At 56.8% G+C, this 24,144-nt stretch carries 18 protein-coding genes; 7 read left to right on the forward strand and 11 right to left on the reverse strand.

Annotated features, from left to right (window positions below):
- Window positions 1–44 precede the first annotated feature (44 nt).
- Window positions 45–2,450, forward strand: coding sequence for a maltodextrin phosphorylase (malP, locus tag K5Y30_RS21745; RefSeq protein WP_222186022.1), 2,406 nt, complete (start codon window positions 45–47; stop codon window positions 2,448–2,450).
- Between the two features lie 28 nt (window positions 2,451–2,478).
- On the forward strand, window positions 2,479–4,533 hold the full coding sequence (gene malQ, locus K5Y30_RS21750; RefSeq protein WP_192414816.1) for a 4-alpha-glucanotransferase: 2,055 nt from the start codon (window positions 2,479–2,481) through the stop codon (window positions 4,531–4,533).
- Between the two features lie 39 nt (window positions 4,534–4,572).
- Here the strand turns inward: malQ and nfuA are convergent, their stop codons facing one another.
- Both nfuA and gntX read right to left on the reverse strand, forming a co-directional pair.
- Window positions 4,573–5,148: a Fe-S biogenesis protein NfuA gene (nfuA, locus tag K5Y30_RS21755; protein ID WP_064741235.1), complete on the reverse strand. Its 576-nt coding sequence runs from the start codon at window positions 5,146–5,148 to the stop codon at window positions 4,573–4,575.
- Window positions 5,149–5,206: 58 nt separating this feature from the next.
- Window positions 5,207–5,884 carry a DNA utilization protein GntX gene (gene gntX, locus K5Y30_RS21760; protein WP_101762685.1) on the reverse strand — a complete coding sequence of 226 codons (678 nt, stop codon included), beginning with the start codon at window positions 5,882–5,884 and terminating at the stop codon, window positions 5,207–5,209.
- Between the two features lie 35 nt (window positions 5,885–5,919).
- Here gntX and bioH point away from each other — a divergent pair, with 35 nt between their 5' ends.
- A complete protein-coding gene (gene bioH / locus K5Y30_RS21765; protein ID WP_222213358.1) occupies window positions 5,920–6,690 on the forward strand; it encodes a pimeloyl-ACP methyl ester esterase BioH in 771 nt (256 codons plus the stop codon).
- Here the strand turns inward: bioH and K5Y30_RS21770 are convergent.
- Both K5Y30_RS21770 and K5Y30_RS21775 read right to left on the reverse strand, forming a co-directional pair.
- Complete coding sequence (locus tag K5Y30_RS21770; protein ID WP_222213360.1) at window positions 6,674–8,359, reverse strand: alpha-amylase family glycosyl hydrolase; 1,686 nt, start codon at window positions 8,357–8,359, stop codon at window positions 6,674–6,676. The two genes, bioH and K5Y30_RS21770, sit on opposite strands and share 17 nt — an antisense overlap.
- A gap of 113 nt (window positions 8,360–8,472) precedes the next feature.
- Entirely contained in the window at window positions 8,473–10,800 is a 2,328-nt protein-coding gene (locus K5Y30_RS21775; protein ID WP_110867721.1) for a Tex family protein, read from the reverse strand.
- A 192-nt stretch (window positions 10,801–10,992) separates the two neighbouring features.
- Between K5Y30_RS21775 and greB the strand changes: the two genes are divergently transcribed.
- On the forward strand, window positions 10,993–11,481 hold the full coding sequence (greB, locus tag K5Y30_RS21780; RefSeq protein ID WP_101762682.1) for a transcription elongation factor GreB: 489 nt from the start codon (window positions 10,993–10,995) through the stop codon (window positions 11,479–11,481).
- Between the two features lie 55 nt (window positions 11,482–11,536).
- Here greB and yjbE read toward each other — a convergent pair whose 3' ends face one another.
- A complete protein-coding gene (yjbE, locus tag K5Y30_RS21785; RefSeq protein WP_222213362.1) occupies window positions 11,537–11,779 on the reverse strand; it encodes an exopolysaccharide production protein YjbE in 243 nt (80 codons plus the stop codon).
- A gap of 500 nt (window positions 11,780–12,279) precedes the next feature.
- On the opposite strand from yjbE, the gene ompR reads away from it, so the two are divergent.
- Entirely contained in the window at window positions 12,280–12,999 is a 720-nt protein-coding gene (gene ompR / locus K5Y30_RS21790) for a two-component system response regulator OmpR (protein ID WP_001157751.1), read from the forward strand.
- Entirely contained in the window at window positions 12,996–14,360 is a 1,365-nt protein-coding gene (gene envZ, locus K5Y30_RS21795; RefSeq protein WP_101762680.1) for a two-component system sensor histidine kinase EnvZ, read from the forward strand. Before ompR ends, envZ begins: the two co-directional genes overlap by 4 nt.
- Before the next feature lie 36 nt (window positions 14,361–14,396).
- Here the strand turns inward: envZ and pckA are convergent, their stop codons facing one another.
- From pckA to K5Y30_RS21820, 5 genes are all read right to left on the reverse strand, one after another.
- Window positions 14,397–16,016 (reverse strand): phosphoenolpyruvate carboxykinase (ATP), encoded by a 1,620-nt coding sequence (pckA, locus tag K5Y30_RS21800; protein WP_222213363.1) that lies wholly within the window; start codon window positions 16,014–16,016, stop codon window positions 14,397–14,399.
- A 274-nt stretch (window positions 16,017–16,290) separates the two neighbouring features.
- Window positions 16,291–17,163, reverse strand: coding sequence for an Hsp33 family molecular chaperone HslO (hslO, locus tag K5Y30_RS21805; RefSeq protein ID WP_222213364.1), 873 nt, complete (start codon window positions 17,161–17,163; stop codon window positions 16,291–16,293).
- A 24-nt stretch (window positions 17,164–17,187) separates the two neighbouring features.
- Entirely contained in the window at window positions 17,188–17,589 is a 402-nt protein-coding gene (gene hslR / locus K5Y30_RS21810; RefSeq protein WP_008107905.1) for a ribosome-associated heat shock protein Hsp15, read from the reverse strand.
- A gap of 18 nt (window positions 17,590–17,607) precedes the next feature.
- A complete protein-coding gene (gene yrfG, locus K5Y30_RS21815) occupies window positions 17,608–18,276 on the reverse strand; it encodes a GMP/IMP nucleotidase (RefSeq protein ID WP_101762676.1) in 669 nt (222 codons plus the stop codon).
- A 53-nt stretch (window positions 18,277–18,329) separates the two neighbouring features.
- Window positions 18,330–20,471, reverse strand: coding sequence for an intracellular growth attenuator family protein (locus tag K5Y30_RS21820; protein ID WP_222213365.1), 2,142 nt, complete (start codon window positions 20,469–20,471; stop codon window positions 18,330–18,332).
- Window positions 20,472–20,868: 397 nt separating this feature from the next.
- On the opposite strand from K5Y30_RS21820, the gene nudE reads away from it, so the two are divergent.
- The gene (nudE, locus tag K5Y30_RS21825; RefSeq protein ID WP_101762674.1) at window positions 20,869–21,435 is read left to right on the forward strand and encodes an ADP compounds hydrolase NudE; all 567 of its coding nucleotides are present in this window, start codon (window positions 20,869–20,871) and stop codon (window positions 21,433–21,435) included.
- Between the two features lie 51 nt (window positions 21,436–21,486).
- Here nudE and mrcA read toward each other — a convergent pair whose 3' ends face one another.
- Window positions 21,487–24,027 (reverse strand): peptidoglycan glycosyltransferase/peptidoglycan DD-transpeptidase MrcA, encoded by a 2,541-nt coding sequence (gene mrcA / locus K5Y30_RS21830; protein WP_110867624.1) that lies wholly within the window; start codon window positions 24,025–24,027, stop codon window positions 21,487–21,489.
- Between the last annotated feature and the right edge of the window lie 117 nt (window positions 24,028–24,144).

Raw genomic sequence — 24,144 nt, forward strand, 5'->3', positions numbered from 1 at the left:
TGCGCTCGCCCGGCTTTACCGTTAACGGACTTGAAGGGATTGATATGTCGCAGCAAAAATTCAATAAAACACGTTTCGACGCCGCGCTCACCCGCCAATGGCAGCATCTCGGACTCACTTCCGCCCAGCAAATGACACCGCAGCAATGGTGGCAAGCGCTGAGCCGCGTGCTGGCAGAAATGCTGGCGACGCAGCCACCTGTGCCAGCCAAACACGGGCAGCGCCACGTCAACTATCTGTCGATGGAGTTTCTGCTGGGGCGTTTGACCGGCAATAATTTGCTCAATCTTGGCTGGTATAACGAGGTGCAAGCCGCGCTGGCGGAACATCAGGTTGAGCTGAGCGAACTGCTGGAAGAGGAGGTGGATCCGGCACTCGGTAACGGCGGATTGGGGCGTTTGGCCGCTTGCTATATGGATTCGATGGCGACCGTCGGCCAGGCTGCGATGGGCCACGGCCTCAACTATCAATACGGCCTGTTTCGTCAGACGTTTGCCGACGGACAGCAGCAGGAAGCGCCGGATGACTGGCAGCGCGATCGCTATCCGTGGTTCCGCTACAACGCCGCGCTGGATGTGCAGGTAGGCCTCGGCGGCAAGGTCAAAGAGAACCACGATGGCAGCCTCAGCTGGCGACCTAAAATTCACCTCAAAGGGGAAGCCTGGGATTTGCCGGTGGTGGGCTATCGCAACGGTATCACGCTGCCGCTACGCCTGTGGAAAGCCAGCAGCGCGCAGCCGTTCGATCTCACCGCGTTCAACAACGGCCAGTTCCTGCAGGCTGAGCAGCAAGGCATTGCAGCCGACAAGCTGACCAAAGTGCTCTATCCCAATGATAATCATGCCGAAGGTAAGCGGCTGCGCCTGATGCAGCAGTATTTCCAGTGCGCCTGCGCGGTGGGCGATATTCTGCGGCGTCATCATCTCGCCGGGCGCGCCATTCGCACTTTGCCTGATTTCGAAGTGATCCAGCTTAACGACACGCATCCCACCATCGCCATTCCGGAGATGCTGCGCGTGCTGCTGGATGAGCATCAACTGAGTTGGGACGATGCGTGGCATATCACCAGCCGCACTTTTGCGTATACCAATCACACGCTGATGCCGGAAGCGCTGGAGCGCTGGGATGAGAAGCTGGTGCGCGACCTGCTGCCGCGCCATATGTTGATCATCCGCGAGATTAATCGCCGCCTGAAAAAGGTGGTGAAGCAACGGTGGCCAGACGATAAAGCGATCTGGCACAAGCTGGCGGTGGTGGCTGATGGTCAGGTGCGCATGGCGAATCTGTGCGTGGTGAGCTGTTTCGCCGTCAACGGCGTGGCGGCGCTGCACTCCGAGCTGGTGGTGAAAGATCTGTTCCCGGAATATCACCTGCTGTGGCCGAACAAATTCCACAACGTGACCAACGGCATCACGCCGCGCCGCTGGTTAAAACAGTGCAATCCGCTGCTGGCGACGCTGATCGATGACAGCCTGCAGGTTGAGTGGGCCAACGATCTCGATGCGCTGGCGTGGCTGGCACCTTTCGCCCGCAAAAAGGCGTTTCGTCAGCAGTTTCGCGACATCAAGCAGCAAAACAAACAGCGGCTGACGCTCTACGTCAAGCGCGTGACCGGCATTGATATCAATCCGGATGCGCTGTTTGACATGCAGATTAAGCGACTGCATGAGTACAAACGTCAGCACCTCAGTTTGCTGCATATGCTGCACTGCTATCGCCAGCTGCGCGACAACCCGGATAACCCCGACTTCGTGCCGCGCGTGTTCCTGTTTGGCGCCAAAGCCGCGCCCGGCTACTACCTCGCCAAAAATATCATCTATGCCATCAACAAAGTGGCGGAGGTGATCAACAACGATCCACTCGTCGGCGATCGCCTCAAAGTGGTGTTTATCCCGGATTACCGCATCACCGCCGCAGAGCTGATGATTCCGGCCGCCGATCTCTCCGAGCAGATTTCCACCGCCGGTTATGAGGCTTCCGGCACCGGCAATATGAAGCTGGCGCTGAATGGCGCGCTCACTATTGGCACGCTGGACGGCGCCAATGTGGAGATTGCTGAAGCGGTGGGCGCGAAGCATATCTTTATCTTCGGCAACAGCGTGGATGAGGTGAAAGCGCTGAAGGCGGGCGGCTACAGCCCGAAAAAGCTGCGTAAACAGAATCCTTATCTGGATGGTTTGCTGAAGGAGCTGGAGAAGGGCAAGTTCAGCGACGGCGATAAGCATGCGTTTGATTTGATGTTGCAAAGCCTGACCAAAAATGGCGATCCCTGGTTGGTGCTGGCCGACTTTGATGCCTACATCGCCGCGCAGCAGCGGGTGGAAGCGTTGTGGAAAAACCCGGACGCCTGGACGCGCGCAGCGATCCTCAATACCGCTCACACCGGCCGCTTCAGCTCTGACCGTTCAATTCGCGATTATCAGCAGCGGATTTGGCAGGCGGCCCGATAAAGACACGATTGATGATTTTGGAGACACGATGACGCTCAACAAGCTGGACCAGGCGACACAGGATGCCGGCATTTCGCTGCGCTTTATTAACGCGCACGGCGAGCCGGAAACCATCAGCGATGAGACCAAACGCGCGTTGCTGGCAGTCATGGAAACGCCTACCGGTAAAGCGCCACCGCTGCCGCCGGTGCAGGTATTTGCCGCTCGCAGCAAGCGCCAACTGACGCCACAAGGCAGCGGCACTTTTTCCTGGCAGCTACAAACCGAACAGGGCAAAAGCTTCAGCGGCGAAGTGCAGGGCGGAGAACCGCTCACACTGCCGCCACGTCTGTCACAAGGTTATCACCAGCTCACGCTGCGCAAAGGTCGCCAGCAGTGGCAAACGCGCATCATCATTGCGCCACGCCGCTGTTTTATCCCGGCATCAGTCGAGCAAGGAGAGAAACTGTGGGGCGCGTTAGTACAGCTTTACACGCTGCGATCGGATGACAATTGGGGCATCGGTGACTTCGGCGATTTGGCGCAAATGCTGGAGAACGTTGCCAATAATGGCGGTGACTTCGTTGGCCTTAATCCTTTGCATGCGCTTTATCCTGCACAGCCAGAACATGCCAGTCCTTACAGCCCAACCTCGCGTCGCTGGCTCAACGTGCTGTATATCGACGTTAATCGGCTGGAGGATTTTCAGCGTAGCGAGGCAGCGCAGCGTTGGTGGCAAAGGGCGAAAACACGCAAAGCGCTGGATCAGGCGCGCGCGGCTGAGTTTGTCGATTACAGCGCGGTGGCCAAACTGAAATTGGCCGCGCTGCGCTTTGCCTGGCAACGCTTTCAGCCGCGCGCCGCTGAAGATGCCGGATTCCAGCAATTTATCGTTGAGGGCGGCGACCATCTGCGTTATCAGGCGGCGTTTGATGGCATTCTCGCCGAACGCAGCCAGCAGCATCCTGATGAATGGGGTTGGACCAACTGGCCGGAAGGCTGGCGCAACGCTTTGCTGCCGGAGGTGCAGCAATGGTGTGCGGAACACGAAGAGGAGATTCAGTTCTGGAGTTGGTTGCAGTGGGTGGCGCAAGAGCAGTTTGCCATCTGCTGTCAAATTAGCCAGCAGCTTGGCATGGAAGTGGGATTATATCGCGACTTAGCGGTCGGCGTAGCGCAGGGCAGTGCGGAAACCTGGCAGGATCCGGAACTGTATAAACTCGGCGCTTCCGTCGGTGCGCCGCCGGATCGCCTCGGTCCGCAGGGGCAAAACTGGTGTTTGCCGCCGCTCGATCCACATGTGATGCGCGCGCGCGGCTATCAGCCTTTTATTGATCTGCTGCGCGCCAATATGCGTGACTGCGGCGCTTTGCGTATCGATCACGTGATGGCGCTGCTGCGCTTGTGGTGGATTCCCTACGGCGAAAGCGCGGATAAAGGTGCTTACGTGGCCTATCCGGTTGAGGATCTGCTAGCGATCCTTGCGCTGGAGAGTCAGCGCCATCGCTGCATGGTCATTGGCGAAGATCTCGGCACGGTGCCAAAAGAGATCGTCAGCCTGCTGCGCAAAAGCGGCATTTTCTCGTGGAAAGTGTTGTTCTTCGAGCAGCACGGCGATGGCAGCTATCGTCAGCCGCAAGAGTATCCCGTGCAGTCGATTGCCAGCGCCAGTACCCATGATTTGCCGACGTTGGCGGGATTCTGGAGATATGAGGATCTTTTTCTGGGTCACAAACTGGGCTTGTATCAGGAGAGCGTATACATGTCATTGCTAAGGCAAAGGGATAAACAAAAACAGGCGCTATTGGATGCGCTGCATCAGATGAATACGTTGCCTGCGCGCCACGGTACCGTTGCCAGCCGATTGTCCTTCACACCGATGCTCAATCGCGGCTTCCACCGCTATCTGGCGCGCACTAACAGCGCATTGCTGGGGCTGCAACCTGAAGACTGGCTTGCTATGACTTCACCGGTCAACGTGCCGGGTACGGTAGATGAATATCCAAACTGGCGGCGCAAGTTAAGCGTCACAATCGAAAAGATGTTTAGAGGAAACGTGCCGGGCTTATTGAATGCGGTGAATACCGGGCGCAGGAAGCGTTGAAGAACGCGCGGCAGCGTCGGGTCGCTGCCGCGTGCTTAATCAGTAGTACGAGTGCTCGCCGCGCTGGTGCTCGGTCAAATCGCGCACGCCTTTCAGCTCAGGGAAGGCTGCCAGCAGCTCTTTCTCGATGCCATCTTTCAGCGTGACGTCGATCATCGAACAACCGTTACAGCCGCCGCCGAATTGCAGAATGGCGATGCCGTCATCGGTGATTTCCATCAGCGATACGCGACCGCCGTGACCAGCCAGCTGCGGGTTAATCTGCGCTTGCAGCAGATATTCCACGCGTTCCACCATTGGCGCATCGTCAGAGACTTTCCGCATTTTGGCGTTAGGCGCTTTCAGCGTCAGCTGCGAACCGAGGTTGTCGGTAACAAAGTCGATTTCCGCGTCATCGAGGTACGGTGCGCTCAGCTCATCAACAAAGGCTGACAGTTTTTCGAACTTAAATTCGGTATCAGTCGCTTCTACTGCATCGGGTGGGCAGTAAGAAACACCGCATTCTGCGGTTGGCGTACCCGGATTAATGACGAATACGCGAATCTGAGTGCCATCTTCTTGTTTGGACAGCAATTTTGAGAAGTGCTCTTGCGCAGCATCAGTAATAACGATCATGGCGATTGCTCAATAGTTGACTAAATTACTTGGTTATAATACGCCCAACACCGACGCTCTACAAGGTACGGCACAGGCAACCAATGTGTACGCTGGCCGCGCCTTGCGCCAGCAGGATGCGGCTAATTTCCGCCACGGTACTTCCGGTCGTCACAACATCGTCGATAAGCAGGATATGGCGTCCGCGCACCGGCATTTCAAGGCGAAACGCGCCGCGCAGGTTCTTTTTGCGCGCGCTGGCGCTCAATGAATGCTGAACTGCGCCCTGTCGCACCCGCTTTACCGCTTCGCGATATTCACAGCCCAGCCAGCGAGCCAGCGGTTTTGCTAGCAGCGCCGCCTGATTGTAGCCGCGTTGCCAGGCGCGCCGACGATGCAGCGGTACGCTCAGCACCAAATCTACACGCGGCAGCCGGTAATCACGACGCATTGTTAACAATTTTAACAAAATCAGCCGCGCCAGCATCACTCTGAGTGCGGTTACGCGAGAAAACTTCAGCTGCTGCACCCAATCGCTCAGCGGCGGCAGGTAATCGCTGACGCAGCTCAGGCTCTGCCACGGCGGCGGGCGGCGCAGGCAGCGCCCGCAGGGCTGCATTCCACTGGCCGGTAAACCGCAGCAGGGACAGAGTGCCGGTAGGCGCGGAATTTGCTGCACGCAGCGGCTGCACAAACCGTGGCTGGCAATCTGCAACGGCAGGCGGCATAGCCAACACAGGGCCGGGATTGGTAGCATAGCGACCTCCTTATCACTTTTCCGGAGTGTAACCGATGAGTTCGCTTTACTGGCACACCACAGGCACGGGCGATCGCGATCTTGTGCTGCTGCACGGCTGGGGTTTGAACGCCGAAGTGTGGCAAAACATCGTTCCGCGATTCAGCTCGCATTTTCGCCTGCATCTGGTGGATCTGCCGGGCTTCGGCCGCAGCCAGGGTTTTGCGCCGCTGACCTTAGCGGAAATGGCGCAACAGCTGTTGCCGCAATTACCCGATCGCGCGGTGCTGCTCGGCTGGTCGCTGGGTGGATTGGTGGCCAGCCAGCTGGCGTTAACCCAGCCGGAGCGCGTTGCAGCGCTGATCACCGTTGCCTCATCGCCGTGTTTTACCGCGCGTGATCAATGGCCGGGCATCAAGCCCGAAACGCTGCAAAATTTTCAGCAGCAGTTGAGCACCGATTTCCAGCGCACCGTGGAGCGCTTTCTGGCGCTGCAAACCATGGGCACGGAGAACGCGCGACAGGATGCGCGCCAGTTGAAAGAGGTGGTGTTATCGCAGCCGATGCCGTCGGTTGCGGTGCTGGAAGGGGGATTAGAGATTTTGCGTCAGGACGATTTGCGTGCCGCGCTCGACGATCTGCCGCTGCCGTTTCTGCGCATTTACGGCTATCTCGATGGGCTGGTGCCGCGTCGCATCGCAGAAGAACTGGATTCACGCTGGCCAGCTTCATCCTCGGTGGTGATGGAGAAAGCCGCGCATGCGCCTTTCATTTCTCACCCCGATGAATTTACGCAGCTGATCATGACGTTTACCGCAGCCACATAAACTGCCACGCAGCCAGCGTTAAGGGCTGGCTGCCATCCAGCTTCTCACCGCTAATCACATCCTGCATATGCCGCGCCAGCGGTAACTGTGTCGTCACCTCATGACGGCTGAGATTAAACACACACAGCAACCCCTCATCGCTATTCGGCTGATGGCGACGCAACACCAGCAGGCTATTTTCGCTTTCCAGCAGCGTCATCGGGTTATCGGGATGAAACGCGGGTTGCCGCGTGCGCAATTGAATCAGCGCGCTCAGGCGTTCATACACCTGTTGGCGCAGCGGGTTGCCGCCGCTGATCCACTGTTCCATTTCACGCAGGCTGTACTTCTCCCGGTTGATGGCACGGTTATGACCGGCGGCGCGCACGCCTTCATTATCGTTGCGCGAGCCAAGAATACTTTGAATGTAAATCGCCGGTACGCCAGGAAATGACAGCAGAATCGCGTGCGCCAGCAGAAAGCGGCGCAAACGCGTGTCATCGTCGTCGTCCTGCTGATTGAGCGCATCGAAATAGGTGACATTGATTTCGTAAGGGCTGGTGGTGCCATCGGCATTGTTCTTGTAAGAGACCAGCGCGCCTTCCAGCGCTAAATCACGCACCAGCGCCACAATCTCCACTTCCGACAAAATGCCGCGCGCCGGATTGAGTCCAATGCCGTCGTGCGAGGCGAGAAAGTTAAAGAAAGTGGTCGTGCCGCCGCCTAAATCCAGCGTGCTGGCCCATTGACGCAGCGCACGCGCCGATCCGGAATGAATGGCGTGCAGCACCAGCGGCGGCAGCGAAAACTGATACACCATTTGCGCTTCATCTTTGCCGTTACCGAAATAGCTGATGTTGTCTTTGTGCGGCACGTTGGTTTCGGTGACGATCACCGTACCGGGCGCCACTTCATTGGCGATGGCGCGAAACAGCTTCACCAGCTGATGCGTTTTCGGCAGGTGAATGCAGTTGGTGCCCGGCGTTTTCCACATGTAGCCCACCGCGTCGAGCCGCACATAATCCGCGCCTTTGTTCAGGTAGTCGAGCAGCACATCGACCATGCGAATCAGCACTTCCGGATTACCAAAGTTGAGGTCGATCTGGTCGGCGCTGAAGGTGGTCCAGATATAGCGCGTCTCGCCGTCGGCCATCGCAAACGGTGTGAGCAGCGGCGAGGTGCGTGGACGCGTCACCGCGCTGAGATCGGTCGCCGGCGGCATGCTGATAAAGAAATCATCCCAACCCGGATCCTGCGCCAGAAAGTGTTGAAACCAGCGGCTGTGCGCCGACATATGGTTGCAGACAAAATCAAACATCAGCCGCGTTTCGCTGTGCAGCGCGCTGATGTGCTGCCAGTCGCCGCAGATCGGATTGACCTGGTGATAGTCGATAACCGAGAAGCCATCGTCGGAAGAGTAGGGAAAGAACGGCAACAGATGCACCAGACTGAAAGTGGATTGCAGATGCTGCTGATAAAAACGCGAGAAGCTGGCAAGGGTTGGCTGTTCAGGTTCGCGGAATTGATCGGCATAGGTAATCAGCACCACATCTTTCTCATCCCAATGCGCCTTGCGCGGCAGTTTTACCGTATCGCGCGCGGCACGAATGTGTGAAAGCAGGCGTTCACGCGCCGCGACCGGAAAGCTGCCGTGATAAATCTCATCGATTAAGGCGTTGATAATATCCATGGATCGCTGGGCCACGCGGAAGGTTATTTTTTCAGCGTAGTTGGATGAGGAGATTTATCAAGCTGATACGCGCAGAGACGAGGGTTTCTCCGCGCGTTATTTACGGCAGGAACTTAGCGTTTTTTACCGAATGCCGCGGCGAGCGCATCGCCCATCGCGCTGTTGCCGGCAGACGAGCTGGCAGGTTTGCCGCGACCTTTGTTATTGGCCGCCGGGCGGGCGTTTTCTTTGCCTGCGCTGCGGTTGCTGCCGCGGGCATTGCTTTCACCAGGCTGCTCGTCCAGACGCATGGTGAGCGCAATACGCTTACGCTGCATATCCACTTCCATTACCTTCACTTTGACGATATCGCCGGCTTTCACCACCTGATGGGGATCTTCAACGAACTTGTCGGAAAGGGAAGAGATGTGCACCAAACCATCCTGATGCACGCCGATATCGACGAAAGCACCGAAGTTGGTGACGTTGGTGACGGCGCCTTCCAGCACCATGCCCGGCAGCAGATCGTTGAGCGTTTCCACGCCTTCAGCAAATTGCGCGGTTTTAAACTCCGGACGTGGATCGCGGCCCGGTTTTTCCAGCTCTTTGATGATGTCTGTGACCGTTGGCAAGCCAAAGCGCTCATCGGTAAAGTCACGGGCATTCAGATCGCGCAGACCGCCAGCATTGCCCATTAGCTCATTCAGCGCCTGCTCGGTGGCGGCCAGAATGCGCTCGACCAGCGGATAGGCTTCCGGGTGCACAGTTGAGGCATCCAGCGGGTTATCGCCGTGGTTGATGCGCAGGAAGCCCGCGCACTGCTCAAAGGCTTTCGGCCCGAGGCGGCTCACCTTCAGCAGTTGCTGACGGTTCTGGAAGCGGCCATTTTCATCGCGCCAGCTAACAATATTCTGCGCCATCATGCGGGTTAAACCGGCGACGCGAGTGAGCAGCGCCACAGACGCGGTGTTGAGATCGACACCGACGGCGTTTACGCAGTCTTCCACCACCGCATCCAGCTTCTTCGCCAGCTGGCTTTGGCTGACGTCGTGCTGATATTGGCCTACGCCAATCGATTTCGGATCGATTTTCACCAGCTCGGCGAGCGGGTCCTGCAGGCGACGCGCGATGGAAACCGCGCCACGAATGGAAACGTCGAGATCCGGGAACTCCAGCGCCGCCAACTCAGAGGCTGAATAGACCGATGCACCGGCTTCGCTGACGATCACTTTCTGCGCGTTGATTTGCGGGAATTGCTTCTGCACGTCGAGGAAGAAACGCTCGGTTTCGCGCGAGGCGGTGCCGTTACCAATCGCCACGAGTTCAACCTGATGTTTAGCGCACAGCGCCGCCACAGCCGTGGCCGCTTTCGCCGCCTGGCCGGTGTGCGGATAAATGGTATCGGTCGCGACCAGCTTGCCGGTGGCATCCACCACCGCAACTTTCACGCCGGTACGCAAGCCCGGATCGAGGCCCATGGTGGCGCGCATGCCGGCAGGCGCGGCCATCAGCAGATCGTGCAGGTTACGGGCAAATACGTTGATGGCTTCATCTTCGGCGCGTTCACGAAGGGTGCCCATCAATTCGGTTTCGAGGTGCAGCAGCACTTTGATGCGCCAGGTCCAGCTCACCACCGCTTTACGCCAGCTATCCGCTGGCGCGTTATTCAGGCGCAGCTTGAGGTGTTCGGCGATCAGCGTTTCGCCATAGCTTTCACGCGGGGCTTCATCGAACTGCGGATCGGCATTCAGCGACAGCTGCAGCACGCCTTCATTGCGGCCGCGGAACATCGCCAGCGCACGGTGCGACGGTACGCCGCTCAGCGCTTCGTGGTGATCGAAGTAGTCGCGGAATTTTGCGCCTTCTTCCTCTTTACCTTCCACCACGCGCGAAACCACATGCGCGTTCTTCCACAGATATTCACGCACTTTCGCCAGCAGCGTCGCGTCTTCGGCAAAGCGCTCCATCAGGATGTAGCGTGCGCCATCCAGCGCAGCGCGCACGTCGGCGACACCTTTGTCGGCATCAACGTAGCTGGCGGCCAGCTGCTCGGGATCCTGCGATGGGTCCTGCCACAGCGTATCGGCCAGCGGTTCCAGACCGGCTTCAATAGCGATCTGTCCGCGCGTGCGACGCTTCTGTTTGTACGGCAGGTAAAGGTCTTCCAGCTCGGTTTTGTTCAGCGTGCTGTTGATGGCGGTGGCGAGTTCAGGCGTGAGTTTGCCCTGTTCGTCGATGGATTTCAGAATCGACTGGCGACGATCGTCCAGCTCGCGCAGGTAACTCAGACGGCTCTCCAGCAAACGCAGCTGGGTGTCGTCGAGTCCGCCGGTCACTTCCTTACGATAACGTGCGATAAACGGCACGGTGTTCCCTTCATCAAGTAAGCGAACGGCAGCATCAACCTGGTCGGCGCGTGCCTTCAGCTCACCTGCGATAATCTGGCTCAGTGAATCTTTCATCATCATTAACAATGCTTACACAGGGTTGGAAATAGCGGACAGTTATACGGAATGAGGCCGAAAATTGCCAGCCGGTGGCCCGTGAATCCGTCTTTTTCTGAATGCAGCGCGCGCAATCTTGCTGATGGTCAATCGGTCGCTTATTGTTAGCCTCTTTGCTGCGAAGAACCGCCGTCACCACGAGTTGAAGTCATGAAAACCCAACTGATTACCCGCGAAGGCTATAACAAGCTGCGTGCCGAACACGACCATTTGTGGAATGAAAAGCGTCCGGAAGTCACCAAAATCGTCTCCTGGGCGGCCAGCCTCGGCGATCGTTCGGAAAACGCGGATTACACCTACAACAAGCGTCTGCTGCGCCAGATCGATCGCCGGGTGCGCTATCTGCGCAAATGCCTCGCCGATCTGAAAATCGTCGATTACGCGCCGCAGCAGGAGGGCAAAGTGTTTTTCGGTGCCTGGGTGCAAGTGGAGAATGAGCAGGGCGACGTGAAGCGTTTCCGCATTGTTGGCCCGGATGAAATCTATGGCGAGACGATGAAAGAGTACATCTCGATCGACTCGCCGATGGCGCGCGCGCTGATCAAGAAAGAAGTGGATGACGAAGTGGTGGTCAACACGCCGGAAGGGCAGAAGCTGTGGTTTGTGAACAGCATCGATTATGTGAAAGAGACGCCGTAGCGGGTCGCCTCTGTTTAGCGTGAAACGGTCGCCGTGAATGGCGACCCTACGGGCGTTATTTGCCTGGCGTGGTCGCGGTGGTGGTTGATGTGCTGCTGCCACCTTTGTCGCCGCCGCCCATAGTAGCCAGCGCCACGCCGAGCAGTGCGCCTACTGCGCCAACACCGATCGCGTCTGAGTTACCTTTTGCCGTGGTGGATGCCTGCGCGCCCGCCGCTTCGCCGGCGCTGGTGGCCGCCTGAACCTGAGTGACGCTGGTCAGTACCAGAGCGCTCAGCAGAATTACGGTTTTTTTCATCTTTTTCTCTCCACATGAACTCAGTAACCGCAGTGTCAGAGATCGCGTGGTGAGAAGAAAGGGCTGTTTATTGCCTGATTTATCAGCCTTTATTTAATGCTGGCCTTGTTTGTTTTCGTCGTGGAATTGTTCCGAGAGCAGTTGCGTGGCCGAAAGCGAAATCACGGGATTTTATACTGCCCATCCCGCACTGAAAGCATATTCCGCACCGCATCCTTAAGCCAAATTGCGCTGCGCGCCGTTCTGCGTGTGAAAATTTCTGTCATGAACCAGTAACAGAAAGAAAACGCGCCAAATTTTCAGATAAGCGCTAAGCGGTTTGAAAGCACAGATAAAAAACGCGAAGCGAAGCGCATTTCAGGGTTAAAAATAAATATAAGCTGCTGTTTAATATGCTTTGTAACAATTTCGGCTAGAATATAAACCATTAATGACTGTCACACTGAGGCCTCTTTTTTTAACAATATTGGCTCAGGCAATGGCGCCTTTGGGAGTTGAACATGCAAGAGAACTACAAAATTCTGGTCGTCGATGATGATATGCGTTTGCGTGCGTTGCTGGAGCGCTATCTCACCGAGCAGGGCTTTCAGGTGCGTAGCGTTGCCAACGCCGAGCAAATGGACCGACTGTTAACCCGCGAATCCTTCCACTTGATGGTGCTCGACTTGATGCTGCCGGGCGAAGATGGTTTGTCTATCTGCCGCCGTTTACGCAGTCAAAGCAACCCGATGCCGATCATCATGGTCACCGCGAAAGGTGAAGAAGTGGATCGTATCGTCGGTCTGGAAATCGGTGCGGATGACTACATTCCAAAACCGTTTAACCCGCGCGAACTGCTGGCGCGTATTCGTGCCGTATTGCGTCGTCAGGCCAATGAGTTGCCGGGCGCGCCTTCGCAGGAAGAAGCGGTTATCGCCTTCGGTAAGTTCAAGCTGAACCTCGGCACCCGCGAGATGTTTCGTGAAGATGAGCCAATGCCGCTGACCAGCGGTGAGTTTGCCGTGCTGAAAGCGCTGGTGAGCCATCCGCGTGAGCCTCTGTCACGCGATAAGCTGATGAACCTGGCGCGTGGCCGCGAATACAGCGCCATGGAACGCTCCATCGACGTGCAGATTTCGCGTCTGCGCCGCATGGTGGAAGAAGATCCGGCGCATCCACGTTACATTCAGACCGTTTGGGGTCTTGGCTACGTATTCGTTCCGGACGGCAGCAAAGCATGAGGCGATTGCGCTTCTCACCCCGCAGTTCGTTTGCCCGCACCTTGTTATTGATTGTTACCTTGCTGTTCGTCAGCCTGGTAACAACCTATTTGGTGGTGCTCAATTTCGCCATTCTTCCCAGCTTGCAGCAGTTCAATAAGGTCCTCGCGTACGAAGTGCGTATGTTGATGACCGATCGGCTGCAGCTGGAAGACGGAACGCAGTTGGAAGTGCCGCCGGCCTTCCGACGCGAAATTTATCGTGAGCTGGGCATCTCGTTGTATACCAACGCGGCGGCGGAAGAGAGCGGTTTGCGCTGGGCGCAACATTACGAATTCCTCAGTGAGCAGATGGGCCAGCAGCTGGGCGGTCCCACCGATGTCCGTGTCGAGGTAAATAAAAACTCGCCGGTGGTGTGGCTGAAAACCTGGCTGTCGCCAGATATCTGGGTGCGCGTGCCGCTTACCGAAATCCATCAGGGCGACTTCTCACCGCTGTTCCGCTACACGCTGGCGATTATGCTGCTGGCGATTGGCGGCGCCTGGCTGTTTATCCGCATCCAGAACCGACCCTTAGTGGATCTGGAGCATGCGGCGTTGCAGGTCGGTAAAGGCATTATTCCTCCGCCGCTGCGTGAATACGGCGCGTCGGAAGTGCGTTCGGTGACGCGGGCGTTTAACCAAATGGCGGCCGGTGTAAAGCAGTTGGCCGACGATCGTACCTTGTTGATGGCGGGTGTCAGCCATGACTTGCGTACGCCGCTGACGCGCATTCGTCTCGCCACCGAGATGATGGGCGAGCAGGATGGTTATCTGGCGGAGTCGATCAACAAAGATATCGAAGAGTGCAATGCGATTATCGAGCAGTTCATCGACTATCTGCGTACCGGTCAGGAGATGCAGACCGAGCGCGCCGACCTCAACAGCGTGCTGGGCGAAGTGGTGGCGGCAGAGAGCGGCTACGAGCGCGAGATTGAGAACGCGGTGATGTCCGAGGATTTGATGCTGGATATCAACCCGCTGTCGATTAAGCGCGCGCTGGCGAATCTGGTGGTCAACGCGGCGCGTTATGGCAATGGATGGATCAAGGTCAGCAGCGGCAAGGAGCTGAACCGCGCGTGGTTCCAGGTGGAAGATGATGGTCCGGGCATCAAGCCGGATCAGCTACAGCATCTGTTCCAGCCGTTTGTGCGCGGCGACAGCGCGCGCAGTACCAGCGGCACCGGTCTCGGTTTGGCGATTGTGCAGCGTATTATTGATGCGCATGAAGGCTCGCTGGAGATTGGTGACAGCGACCGGGGCGGATTGCGGATTCGTGCCTGGTTGCCGATTCCGGAAGGCAGCAGCGCTACGGCGGTGGCGAGTATCAATCACAGTGCGTGATACCCGGCGGGCATTTATGCCCACCGGGTTTTCACATCACAACTGCGGACCCGCCTGCACTAGCGCTTTACCCGCATCGTTATCGGTATATTTCTCAAAGTTAGTTATAAAGCGCTGCGCCAGATCCTGCGCGGCTTGCTGCCAGGCCGCTTCTGTCGGCCAGCTGCGGCGCGGATCGAGAATCGCGCTATCCACCTGCGGCAGTTCTTTAGGCATCTGCAGGTTGAACACCGGCAAGGTGTCAGTCTCAACCTCATCCAGCTCACCGGCCAGAATCGCGTTGATGATGGCGCGCGTGTCTTTCAACGAAATGCGCTTGCCGCTGCCGTTCCAGCCGGTATTCACCAGATACGCCTGCGCACCTGCCGCTTCCATGCGCTTCACCAGCACGTCGGAATATTGCGTTGGGTGCAGCGTCAGGAACGCCGCGCCAAAGCAGGCAGAGAAGGTGGGCGTTGGCTGCGTGACGCCGCGCTCGGTGCCGGCCAGTTTGGCGGTAAAGCCAGACAGGAAATGGTATTGCGTCTGTTCCGGTGTCAAGCGTGAAACCGGCGGCAGCACGCCAAAAGCATCGGCGGTAAGGAAAATCACCCGCTTCGCATGGCCCGCTTTCGACACCGGCTGCACGATGTTCTCGATATGCTCGATCGGATAAGAGACGCGGGTGTTCTCGGTCTTGCTGCCGTCGGCGTAATCCACGCTGCCATCGGCGCGCACCACCACATTTTCCAGCAGCGCATTGCGGCGAATCGCACGGTAGATCTCCGGCTCCGCCTGCTCAGACAGATTGATGGTTTTGGCGTAGCAGCCGCCTTCAAAATTGAACACGCCGTCGTCATCCCAGCCGTGTTCGTCATCGCCAATCAGCTGGCGATCCGGATCGGTGGACAACGTGGTTTTACCGGTGCCGGACAGGCCGAAGAACACCGCCACATCGCCCGCTTTGCCGACATTAGCCGAACAGTGCATTGAAGCGATGCCTTTCAGCGGCAGCAGGTAGTTCATGATGGCGAACAGCCCTTTCTTCATCTCGCCGCCGTACCAGGTGCCGCCAATCAGCTGCATGCGCTCGGTCAGGTTGAAGGCGACGAAGTTCTCGGAGTGCAGACCTTGCGCCTGCCAGTCTGGATTGGTGCACTGCGCGGCGTTCATCACCACGAAATCCGGTTTGAAGTCAGCCAGTTCGGCTTCGCTCGGACGGATAAACATGTTTTTGACGAAGTGCGCCTGCCAGGCCACTTCCATCACGAAGCGCACGCTGAGGCGCGTGTCGGGATTGGCACCGCAGAACGCATCGATCACAAACAAACGTTTGCCGGAAAGCTGCTGGGTGCAGCGATCTTTCAACGCCTGCCAGGTTTCCTGTGACAGCGGCTGGTTATCATTTTTGCCGTTGCCGACATCGTTCCACCACAGCGTGTCGCGCGTGGTGTCATCCCGAACGATGTACTTATCTTTTGGCGAGCGACCCGTGAAGATGCCGGTATCCACGGCAATAGCCCCGCTCTGCGTCAGAATGCCTCGCGCATAACCTTCCAGCTCTGGGCGAGTTTCTTCCTGAAACAGGGTGTCGAAATCAGGGTTGTACACCACTTCGGTGGTGCCGCTGATGCCCATAGAGGCGAGGTCTTGCGATGTCAGGCCGTTAACGCGCATGTGACTGCTCCTTTAATCGGTATCTGTTACTGCATATTTTTTATGGGGTGATTCTGCCGCCTGCCTGCATAGCCACGCAGGGCAGATCGCGCGCAGTGTACTCTTCTGAGCACAGCGGAAAAGAGAAGATAGTCAGAAATGCGAGCTGGAACGTGACAAGTAGAGAAATCTGCCACTTATGAAACTAAAGTCAGCGTTATTTAGCTAATAACCGTGATAAATGATAGGGATACGTTCAGCAGGAATGCGGGCGGATGAACCGCCCGGTAGGTAATTAATGCACGTGATCGCTGTTGTTGGTTGGCGCGTTACGAATGGCGGCAATATCCACCGCATCAAACACGTAATGCGATCCGCAATAGTCGCAATTCATATCGATTTCGCCATCCTCTGCGAGGATTTCGTCCACTTCCTCAACCGGCAGCGTGCTCAGCACTTCACCGCAGCGCTCGCGTGAACAGGTGCACTTGAAGCTGACTGGCGACGGATCGAACACGGTGGCTTCTTCCTGATGATACAGGCGCCACAGCACGTCGGTGGCGGGCAGCTCAATCAGCTCTTCGCTCTTCACGGTTTCGGTCAGCGTGGCGAGGTGATTGAAATCATCCAGGCTCGGCTCTTGCGCTGGCAGCACCTGCAGCAGAATGCCGGCTGCGCCTTTGTCGCTGGTGCGGATAAACAGGCGCGTTGGCAACTGCTCAGAACGCATGAAGTAATCTTCCAGACAACCCGCCAGCGTATCCGCTTCCAGTCCAACCACGCCCTGATAGCGCTCGCCTTTCTCTGGCGAAATGGTGATCACCAGATAGCCGTTGCCGACCATCTCTTTCAGGCTGCTGCTCGGTGCGATCTCCGCGTCTTCTTTCACGCGCGCCACGCCACGCAACTCCTGACGGTTGTTACCGTTGATCACTGCCAGCGTCAGCGGACCGTCGCCCTGCAACTGCACCGTGATTTCGCCATCAAACTTCAGCGTCGCCGTCAGCAGGCTGGTGGCCACCAGCAGCTCGCCCAGCAAGGTTTTTACCGGCTCGACGTAATCGTGATTTTTGACGATTTCACGCCAGGTTTCGCTCACATTGACCAGCTCGCCGCGCACAGCGACGTTTTCGAACAGGTAACGGTGCAGTTGATCGTTTGCAGACATAGTGTTTCTCTCGTTGGGGGCGCGTTATTTATCGCCCGACAATTTAAATTTCATCAGATCGCGGCGCTCTTTCTTATCCGGGCGGCGATCGGGGTGCGGCATGGTTAAGGAATTCATCTTGCGTGCCAGCGCGGTTTTCTCGCGCTTGTCGATGCTGGCGGCGGTTTCGGCATACAGCGCTTGCGCTTCGCTGGCCGGACGGCGCTGATCGGTCACGGCGGTGATCACCACGGTGCGCTCATCGTTGCCCTGACGCAGCGTCAGTTCGGCATTCAACTCCACCAGTTTGCTCGGCTTGCTGCGCTGGCCGTTGTAATGCACTTTGCCGCCTTCGACCATTTCGCGTGCCAGCGCACGCGTTTTGTAGAAGCGCGCGGCCCACAGCCATTTGTCGAGGCGCACGCCTTCGCTCACTTTCTCTTTCATGGTATTGCGGCTCCTGCTTTAACGCAGCGTCTCACACAATTGACGATAGTCGCGTACCGCCGGATGACGCTGGAAAGATTGATCGGGCCGACCGGAATCCGGATTGCTGACGCCTAAGCACCAGCGAATGCCCCAGCGTGTCGCTGCATCCAGAATCGCTTCGCTGTCATCAATGAATAGCGTGCGCGCGCTGTCAAACGCAGTGTGTTGCTGAACGGCCTGCCAGAGACGCGGATCCTCTTTCGGATATCCAAAGGTATGGGTGGAAAGTAATAAATCAAGGTGGGCAGCTAATCCGGTCTGCTCCAGTTTCACATCCAGATTGTAAGGATGCGCATTGGTCAGCAGAATCGTGCGTTTACCTGCGGCACGCAGCGCCTGCAGCAGCGGCAGCGTATCTTCACGCATTGCCGCACGGTGGCGCTTCTCCCACGTCATGGCGCGAATATCCAGCGCCAGTTCCTGCGACCAGTAATCGAGACAATACCAGTTTAGCGTATGCACCACGGCCTGATACTTCTGCTCAATCAGCTGATGCGCTTCGCCCAGCGTGATGGCGCGTTCACGGCTCAGGGTTTCCGGAACGTGTTCCAGCCAGAAGTGGCGGTCAAAGGCGAGATCGAGCAAGGTGCCGTCCATATCCAGCAGCACGGTATCAATCTCTGACCAGTTAAGCGTAACCTGCATTTTCTTTCTCGCCGCAAAAAAGTGGGCGACAGGGTAGCACAGAAGGAGAGGGCTCAGAACAGCGAGCGCACGCTCTGCATAGTGTTCAGATTGTGGTTGAAGCACTTATCGTAATACTGCTGAATTTCCGCCATGCGCAGGCGATTACGATGAATACGACGCAGCGCCAGCAAGCCGTTGATCACCGCGCTGGCAATCAGCACCAGCATCAACAGCGCGGTACCCAAATAGCGCCATTGCGCCATGGCATCCGGCTCGTTATGCAGCGCGATATGGCGTGTGCCGTTAGCATCGGTGGTAATGCTGGTGATGATGCCGCTGGCGGCGAACGGCGTATGCAGCAGCATGCCAGACATGCGTTGCAGTTCGCGCCATTGCGAAGGCGCATCAAGATCAAACAGCGGTACTGAAGGCTGCGGCTGCGTTACCATCTGACGCCCTTCATCACTGATAATCAGGAAGCCACCCGGCGGCGGGCTGTTGAGGTTTTCCGCCGCGCGACGCGTTTCACGCGCGAAGAAGCTGGAGGTGGCGGTGTTAACCAGGTTTTCCAGCGCTTCGGCACTCACCGGACGCAGCAGCACGTTCATACCATTCAGCTTGCCGGAATCCGCGCGGTGAATCAGTGAATCCCAATCTTTGGCGTTGCCGAGATTCACCAGCGCATTTTTCAACCGTACACAATCCTGCTGCTGGCTGCAAAGTTCCTGGGTTTTCAGCACCAAATCCGAGAAGTCATCCAGCAGAATCATGCCCGATTTCTGAATCGCCGAGGCCAGTTGCGGGTTGAGTTTGGGATCGGTATTGGTTTCCGGATGCAGTTGGCGCGTGGTGGTATCGAGCAGCGCCGACGCTTTATCGATGATGTCCGATTGCGGCTGCGGCAGCGGCGCGGCGTTATTCCAGTAAATCGCCGAGCAGTCGAACGGCATGTAGGCATAGCTGCGATTGCTTTGATAATTGCCCGGCACCGAACACATGCCGGTGCCGCCCACTTTCAAACTGTCGCCGATGTGCAGCGGCAGCGCATTCAGCTTATCCACGCTATTCACTTCAATGCTCTCGGTGCCTTTCACCCACGCAAGGCTGAGTTTGATCGGCATGCTGAGCGGAATCCAGGTGAATAGCATGACCAGCACCAGCAGCGAGCCGCACGCCAGCACCAGATTTTTACGCCAGCGCTGCACCGGGAAGTTACGCACTTCGTCCTGCAGCGACAGGAAACGGCCCTGACGCACCACCTGACGATTGAGGTACATATCGACGTCGGTGGTTTGGCCTAAATCGTGCGCTACATACGGCTGCCAGTGCGCGGGATAGATTAAATCAATAATGCCCAGCGAGATGTTGCTCTGCTCCTGATTGGATTCACCAAACAGGCCCCAGCGCTTGGGCGCACCGCGCAGGCAGTGCACATCGCGCAAACCTTTGGCGCCAGGGAAGCGATAGAGGAACCACAGGCTAACGGCGATCATCAGGCAGCCGAGCAGCGCAATCCAGCCCATCAGGCTGCCGGGCAGCACCAGACTCAGGAAGAACAGCAGGAAAGCGAAACAGATGGCGACCGCTTCACGCGTGCCGTCGGCGCGAGACAGCTGATACTCTTCTGAGGTCTCTTTGCGTACCTGCAGCAGCTCAACATTCTCGCTTTCTTCTTTACGAATTGACGCGTTAGTGGACATCGGCCGCACCAGTGGCGGCAGCGCCGGTTGTTCCACCGCGTAATTCACCAGCGAATGTCCGTTAAGCGAAATCACCAGCGGCAGCGTTTGCGTGCGGATCAGCTCTACGTGGTTCTCTTCGGCTATGTACTGTTCCCAAAGCGGCGGAAGATGCACTTCGACTTCATCGAGATAGTAGCGCCACTTCTGCGGATCGTCGGTGGAGAGGCCATAGCGGGTGATGGAGCGGGTGACAGGATAAACATTGTTGCTTTGCGCGGTGAGCGTCAGCGCTTGAGGTTCGCGCGGCTTCTTTGCGGATCGCGCGCTGCTGTGTTGCTGCTGTTTCACCAGTAGCGCGATGTACTTTTCAACGGCAGCGCGTTCTTCGTCGGTGAGCTTGCGATTAGGCGGACTGATAAACGGCAGTGGTTTCGCCAACGGCGGACGATGCCGCATAGCGAACCAATAGCCGATACCTGCTAATAAGGAACAGGCGAGCATGACAGCCAGAATGACAATATAAGTGCTCATGCTTTGCTCAATCCAGCCAAAAAACTGCCTTCACGTTAACGAATTACTCCCGGTGAATCCATCAATACAAGTCAATTTTGGCGAGCAGATGTCATTCTGACAAGGGAAAAGTCAGATAAAATAACGCGCAAAATCATTTAATTATAGTTTGTTAGATCATTCCTTAACGGGATGTTAACCAGACATGACTCAACTAAATATCGGTATTTTCTGAATTTAACCCCGCGCCGTTGACTTATTGTGAATTTTTAACTGCATAGATAACAAGAAGTTGTTAGCAGCCATAAGTGAATGTGTGTCACCATAGTTTACTTACGCTGCGTGTCGCACAATAGTTCTGGCTTCGGTATGCTGGCGTCATCACGTTTCACAGGGTTGTGCTAAGTTTGAGGCTGATATGAAAACCCCAATGAAAAAACCTGACATCCTCAATGTGGCAGCGGTGGCCCGCTCCCGCCTGTTCACCATCGAAGCGGTCGATCTCGCTTTCAGCAATGGCGCGCGCCGCGTCTATGAGCGGATGAAACCTTCCGACCGTGAAGCGGTGATGATTGTGCCGATTATTGGCGATGACGTGATCCTGATCCAGGAGTACGCCGTCGGTCTGGAAAGCTATGAACTGGGCTTTCCTAAAGGGCTGATCGATCCTGGCGAAAGCGCCTTTGAAGCCGCCGATCGTGAACTGAAAGAAGAAGCGGGATTTGGTGCCACCAAACTGGAAGCGCTGGGCAAGCTGACCATGGCGCCCTCATATTTCTCCAGCAAGATGAACATCGTGGTGGCGGAAGGTTTGTACGAAGAGAAGCTGGAAGGTGATGAGCCGGAGCCGCTAATTGTCCATCGCTGGCCGCTAAATAATCTGCTGGCGCTGCTGGATGAACCCGACTTCCGCGAAGCGCGTAACGTCAGCGCGCTGTTTATGGTGCGTGAGTGGCTGGTGAAGCAGGGCCGTTTAAGCTACTAAATTGCATCATCATTAAAAAAAGAAAGCCGGCGCATTTGCCGGCTTTTTTGATCAGAACAGTTCGTGGCTTTCGCCGTTGTCCATGAGGGTGGTGCCGACATCATGCACCGAATACTCGGTCGGCTGGGTGCCGTTGATGAAGTACTCCTGGCGCGAGTTACCGCCGTTAGCCAACTTGCCGGTGCCGCGATCGATGTTGACGGTGACCACGCCATCTGGCGGTGTCAGCGGTTGTACCGGCACGCCTTCCAGCGCGGATTTCATGTAGTCATCCCACGCTGGCTGGGCACTCTTCGCACCACCTTCGTAACCGGAGATTTGATCCGGTATCGCGCCTGACATGGTGGAGCGACCCAGCGCACGTGAATCATCGAAACCAATCCACACTGACGTCACCACGCCCGGACCGTAACCAGAGAACCACGCATCTTTCGAGCTGTTGGTGGTACCGGTTTTGCCGCCGATATCGTTACGCTTCAGGTCACGACCGGCACGCCAGCCCGTTCCCATCCAGCCCGGCTCGCCGAAGATGTTGGTGTTCAGCGCGCTCTTGATCAGGAATGACAGCGGCGTGTTGATCACGTGCGGAGCATACTGCTGCTCGCCACCCGGCTGTGCAGGCACTTGCTCCAGCTCCGGTTGCGGCACGGTTTGGTTCTGCGATTGATCGGAGGTCGCGACATTCTCGACGCTCTCTTCATTCAACGCGACCGACTTTTTGGTATCGCCATAGATCACCGGCAGGTTGCACTGCGGACAGGCAATCTTCGGTTTTTCTTCGAAGATCACGCCGCCTTGTTCATTCTCGATCTTCGCGATGAAGTACGGATCAACCAGGAAGCCGCCGTTCGCCATCACCGCGTAGCCGCGTACCACCTGCATTGGGGTAAAGGACGCCGCGCCTAAGGCTAACGATTCGGTATGCACGATGTTCTGCGCCGGGAAGCCGAAACGCTGCAGATATTCCGCCGCGTAATCAACGCCCATCGCACGCATCGCACGTACCATCACCACGTTTTTCGACTCGCCTAAGCCCTGACGCAAACGGATTGGACCTGCATACGTTGGCGGTGAGTTCTTCGGACGCCAGTCAGCACCCGCACCGGCATCCCAGCGCGATATCGGCACGTCGTTGAGAATCGATGCCAGCGTTAAACCGCGATCCATCGCTGCGGTATACAGGAAGGGTTTGATGTTGGAACCCACCTGACGCAGCGCCTGGGTTGCGCGGTTGAACATGCTCTGGTTGAAGTCGAAACCGCCGACCAGCGCGCGAACCGCACCATCTTCTGGATTGAGTGACACCAGCGCCGAGTTCACCGCCGGAACCTGGCCGAGCCACCAGTCGTCATTCACTTTACGCACCCAAATCTGCTGGCCGGTTTGCAGCACCTGCGTCACGCTGCGCGGCGTTGGGCCTTGCAGCGTGTCAGATTTGTAAGCGCGTGCCCAGCGTACGCCGGCCATATTCAGCGTAACGCTGCTGCCATCTTTCAGCATCGCCGTGGCGTGATCGGCGCTGGCGCTGGTGATCACCGCAGCATTCAGCGGTCCGTAAGTTGGCAGATTTTTCAGCGCATTCTGGATGCGGGTTTGATCCCAGCTCGCTTCGCCCACTTTCCACAGCACATTGGTTGGACCGCGATAGCCGTGGCGCATGTCATACGCCATCACATTGTTACGCACCGCCTGCTGTGCGGCTTCCTGCAGATGGCGGGTGACGGTGGTGTAGACCTTGTAACCATCTTCATAGGCTTTATCGCCATAACGCTTCACCATCTCCTGACGCACCATTTCACTTAAGTAAGGTGCAGAGAAGGCGATTTCCGGGCCGTGATAGCTGGCCGTCAGCGGCGAGTTACGCGCTTCGTTATATTGCTGCTGCGTGATGTAGTTTTGATCCAGCATACGCGCCAGCACCACATTACGACGCGCCAGCGCACGCGTATGAGAATAGAGCGGGTTGAACGTCGAAGGTGCTTTTGGCAACCCGGCAATCATCGCCATTTCACTCAGCGACAGTTGATCAATAGGTTTACCAAAGTAGACCTGCGCCGCCGCGCCTACGCCGTACGCGCGATAGCCGAGATAAATCTTGTTGAGGTAGAGCTCAAGGATTTCATCTTTGCTCAGCAGCTGTTCGATACGGATCGCGAGGAACGCTTCCTTAATCTTACGCATCAAGGTGCGTTCCGGGCTGAGGAAGAAGTTACGCGCCAGCTGTTGAGTAATGGTACTGGCACCCTGCGAGGCGTGACCGGACATCAGCGCAATGCTGGCTGCACGGAAAATCCCCACCGGATCGACACCGTGATGCTCGTAGAAACGGCTATCTTCGGTGGCAATAAACGCTTTGATTAACTCAGGCGGCATCTGTTGTAGGGTCAGCGGGACACGGCGCTTCTCGCCGTACTGGGCGATCAGATCGCCATCCGCGCTGTAAACCTGCATAGGCGTTTGCAGGCGCACATCTTTCAATGTGTTCACATCAGGCAGCTGCGGCTCTATGTATTTGTACAAACCATAAACCGTGCCGGCTCCCAGCAAAATGCAACACACTGCAAGGATCAATAAATACTTTACGAACTTCACCTGAGAATTCCCATCTGTTGTCGTTTGAGCAGTTTATAAGCAACCGCGCGGTAGTATAAAGACAAGCCTGACGCATTCATATACCTGTCAGGCTTGAAGTTGCCGGGGTATCAGCAC

The organism is Pantoea sp. DY-5 (assembly GCF_019795955.1).
Taxonomy (GTDB): domain Bacteria; phylum Pseudomonadota; class Gammaproteobacteria; order Enterobacterales; family Enterobacteriaceae; genus Pantoea; species Pantoea leporis.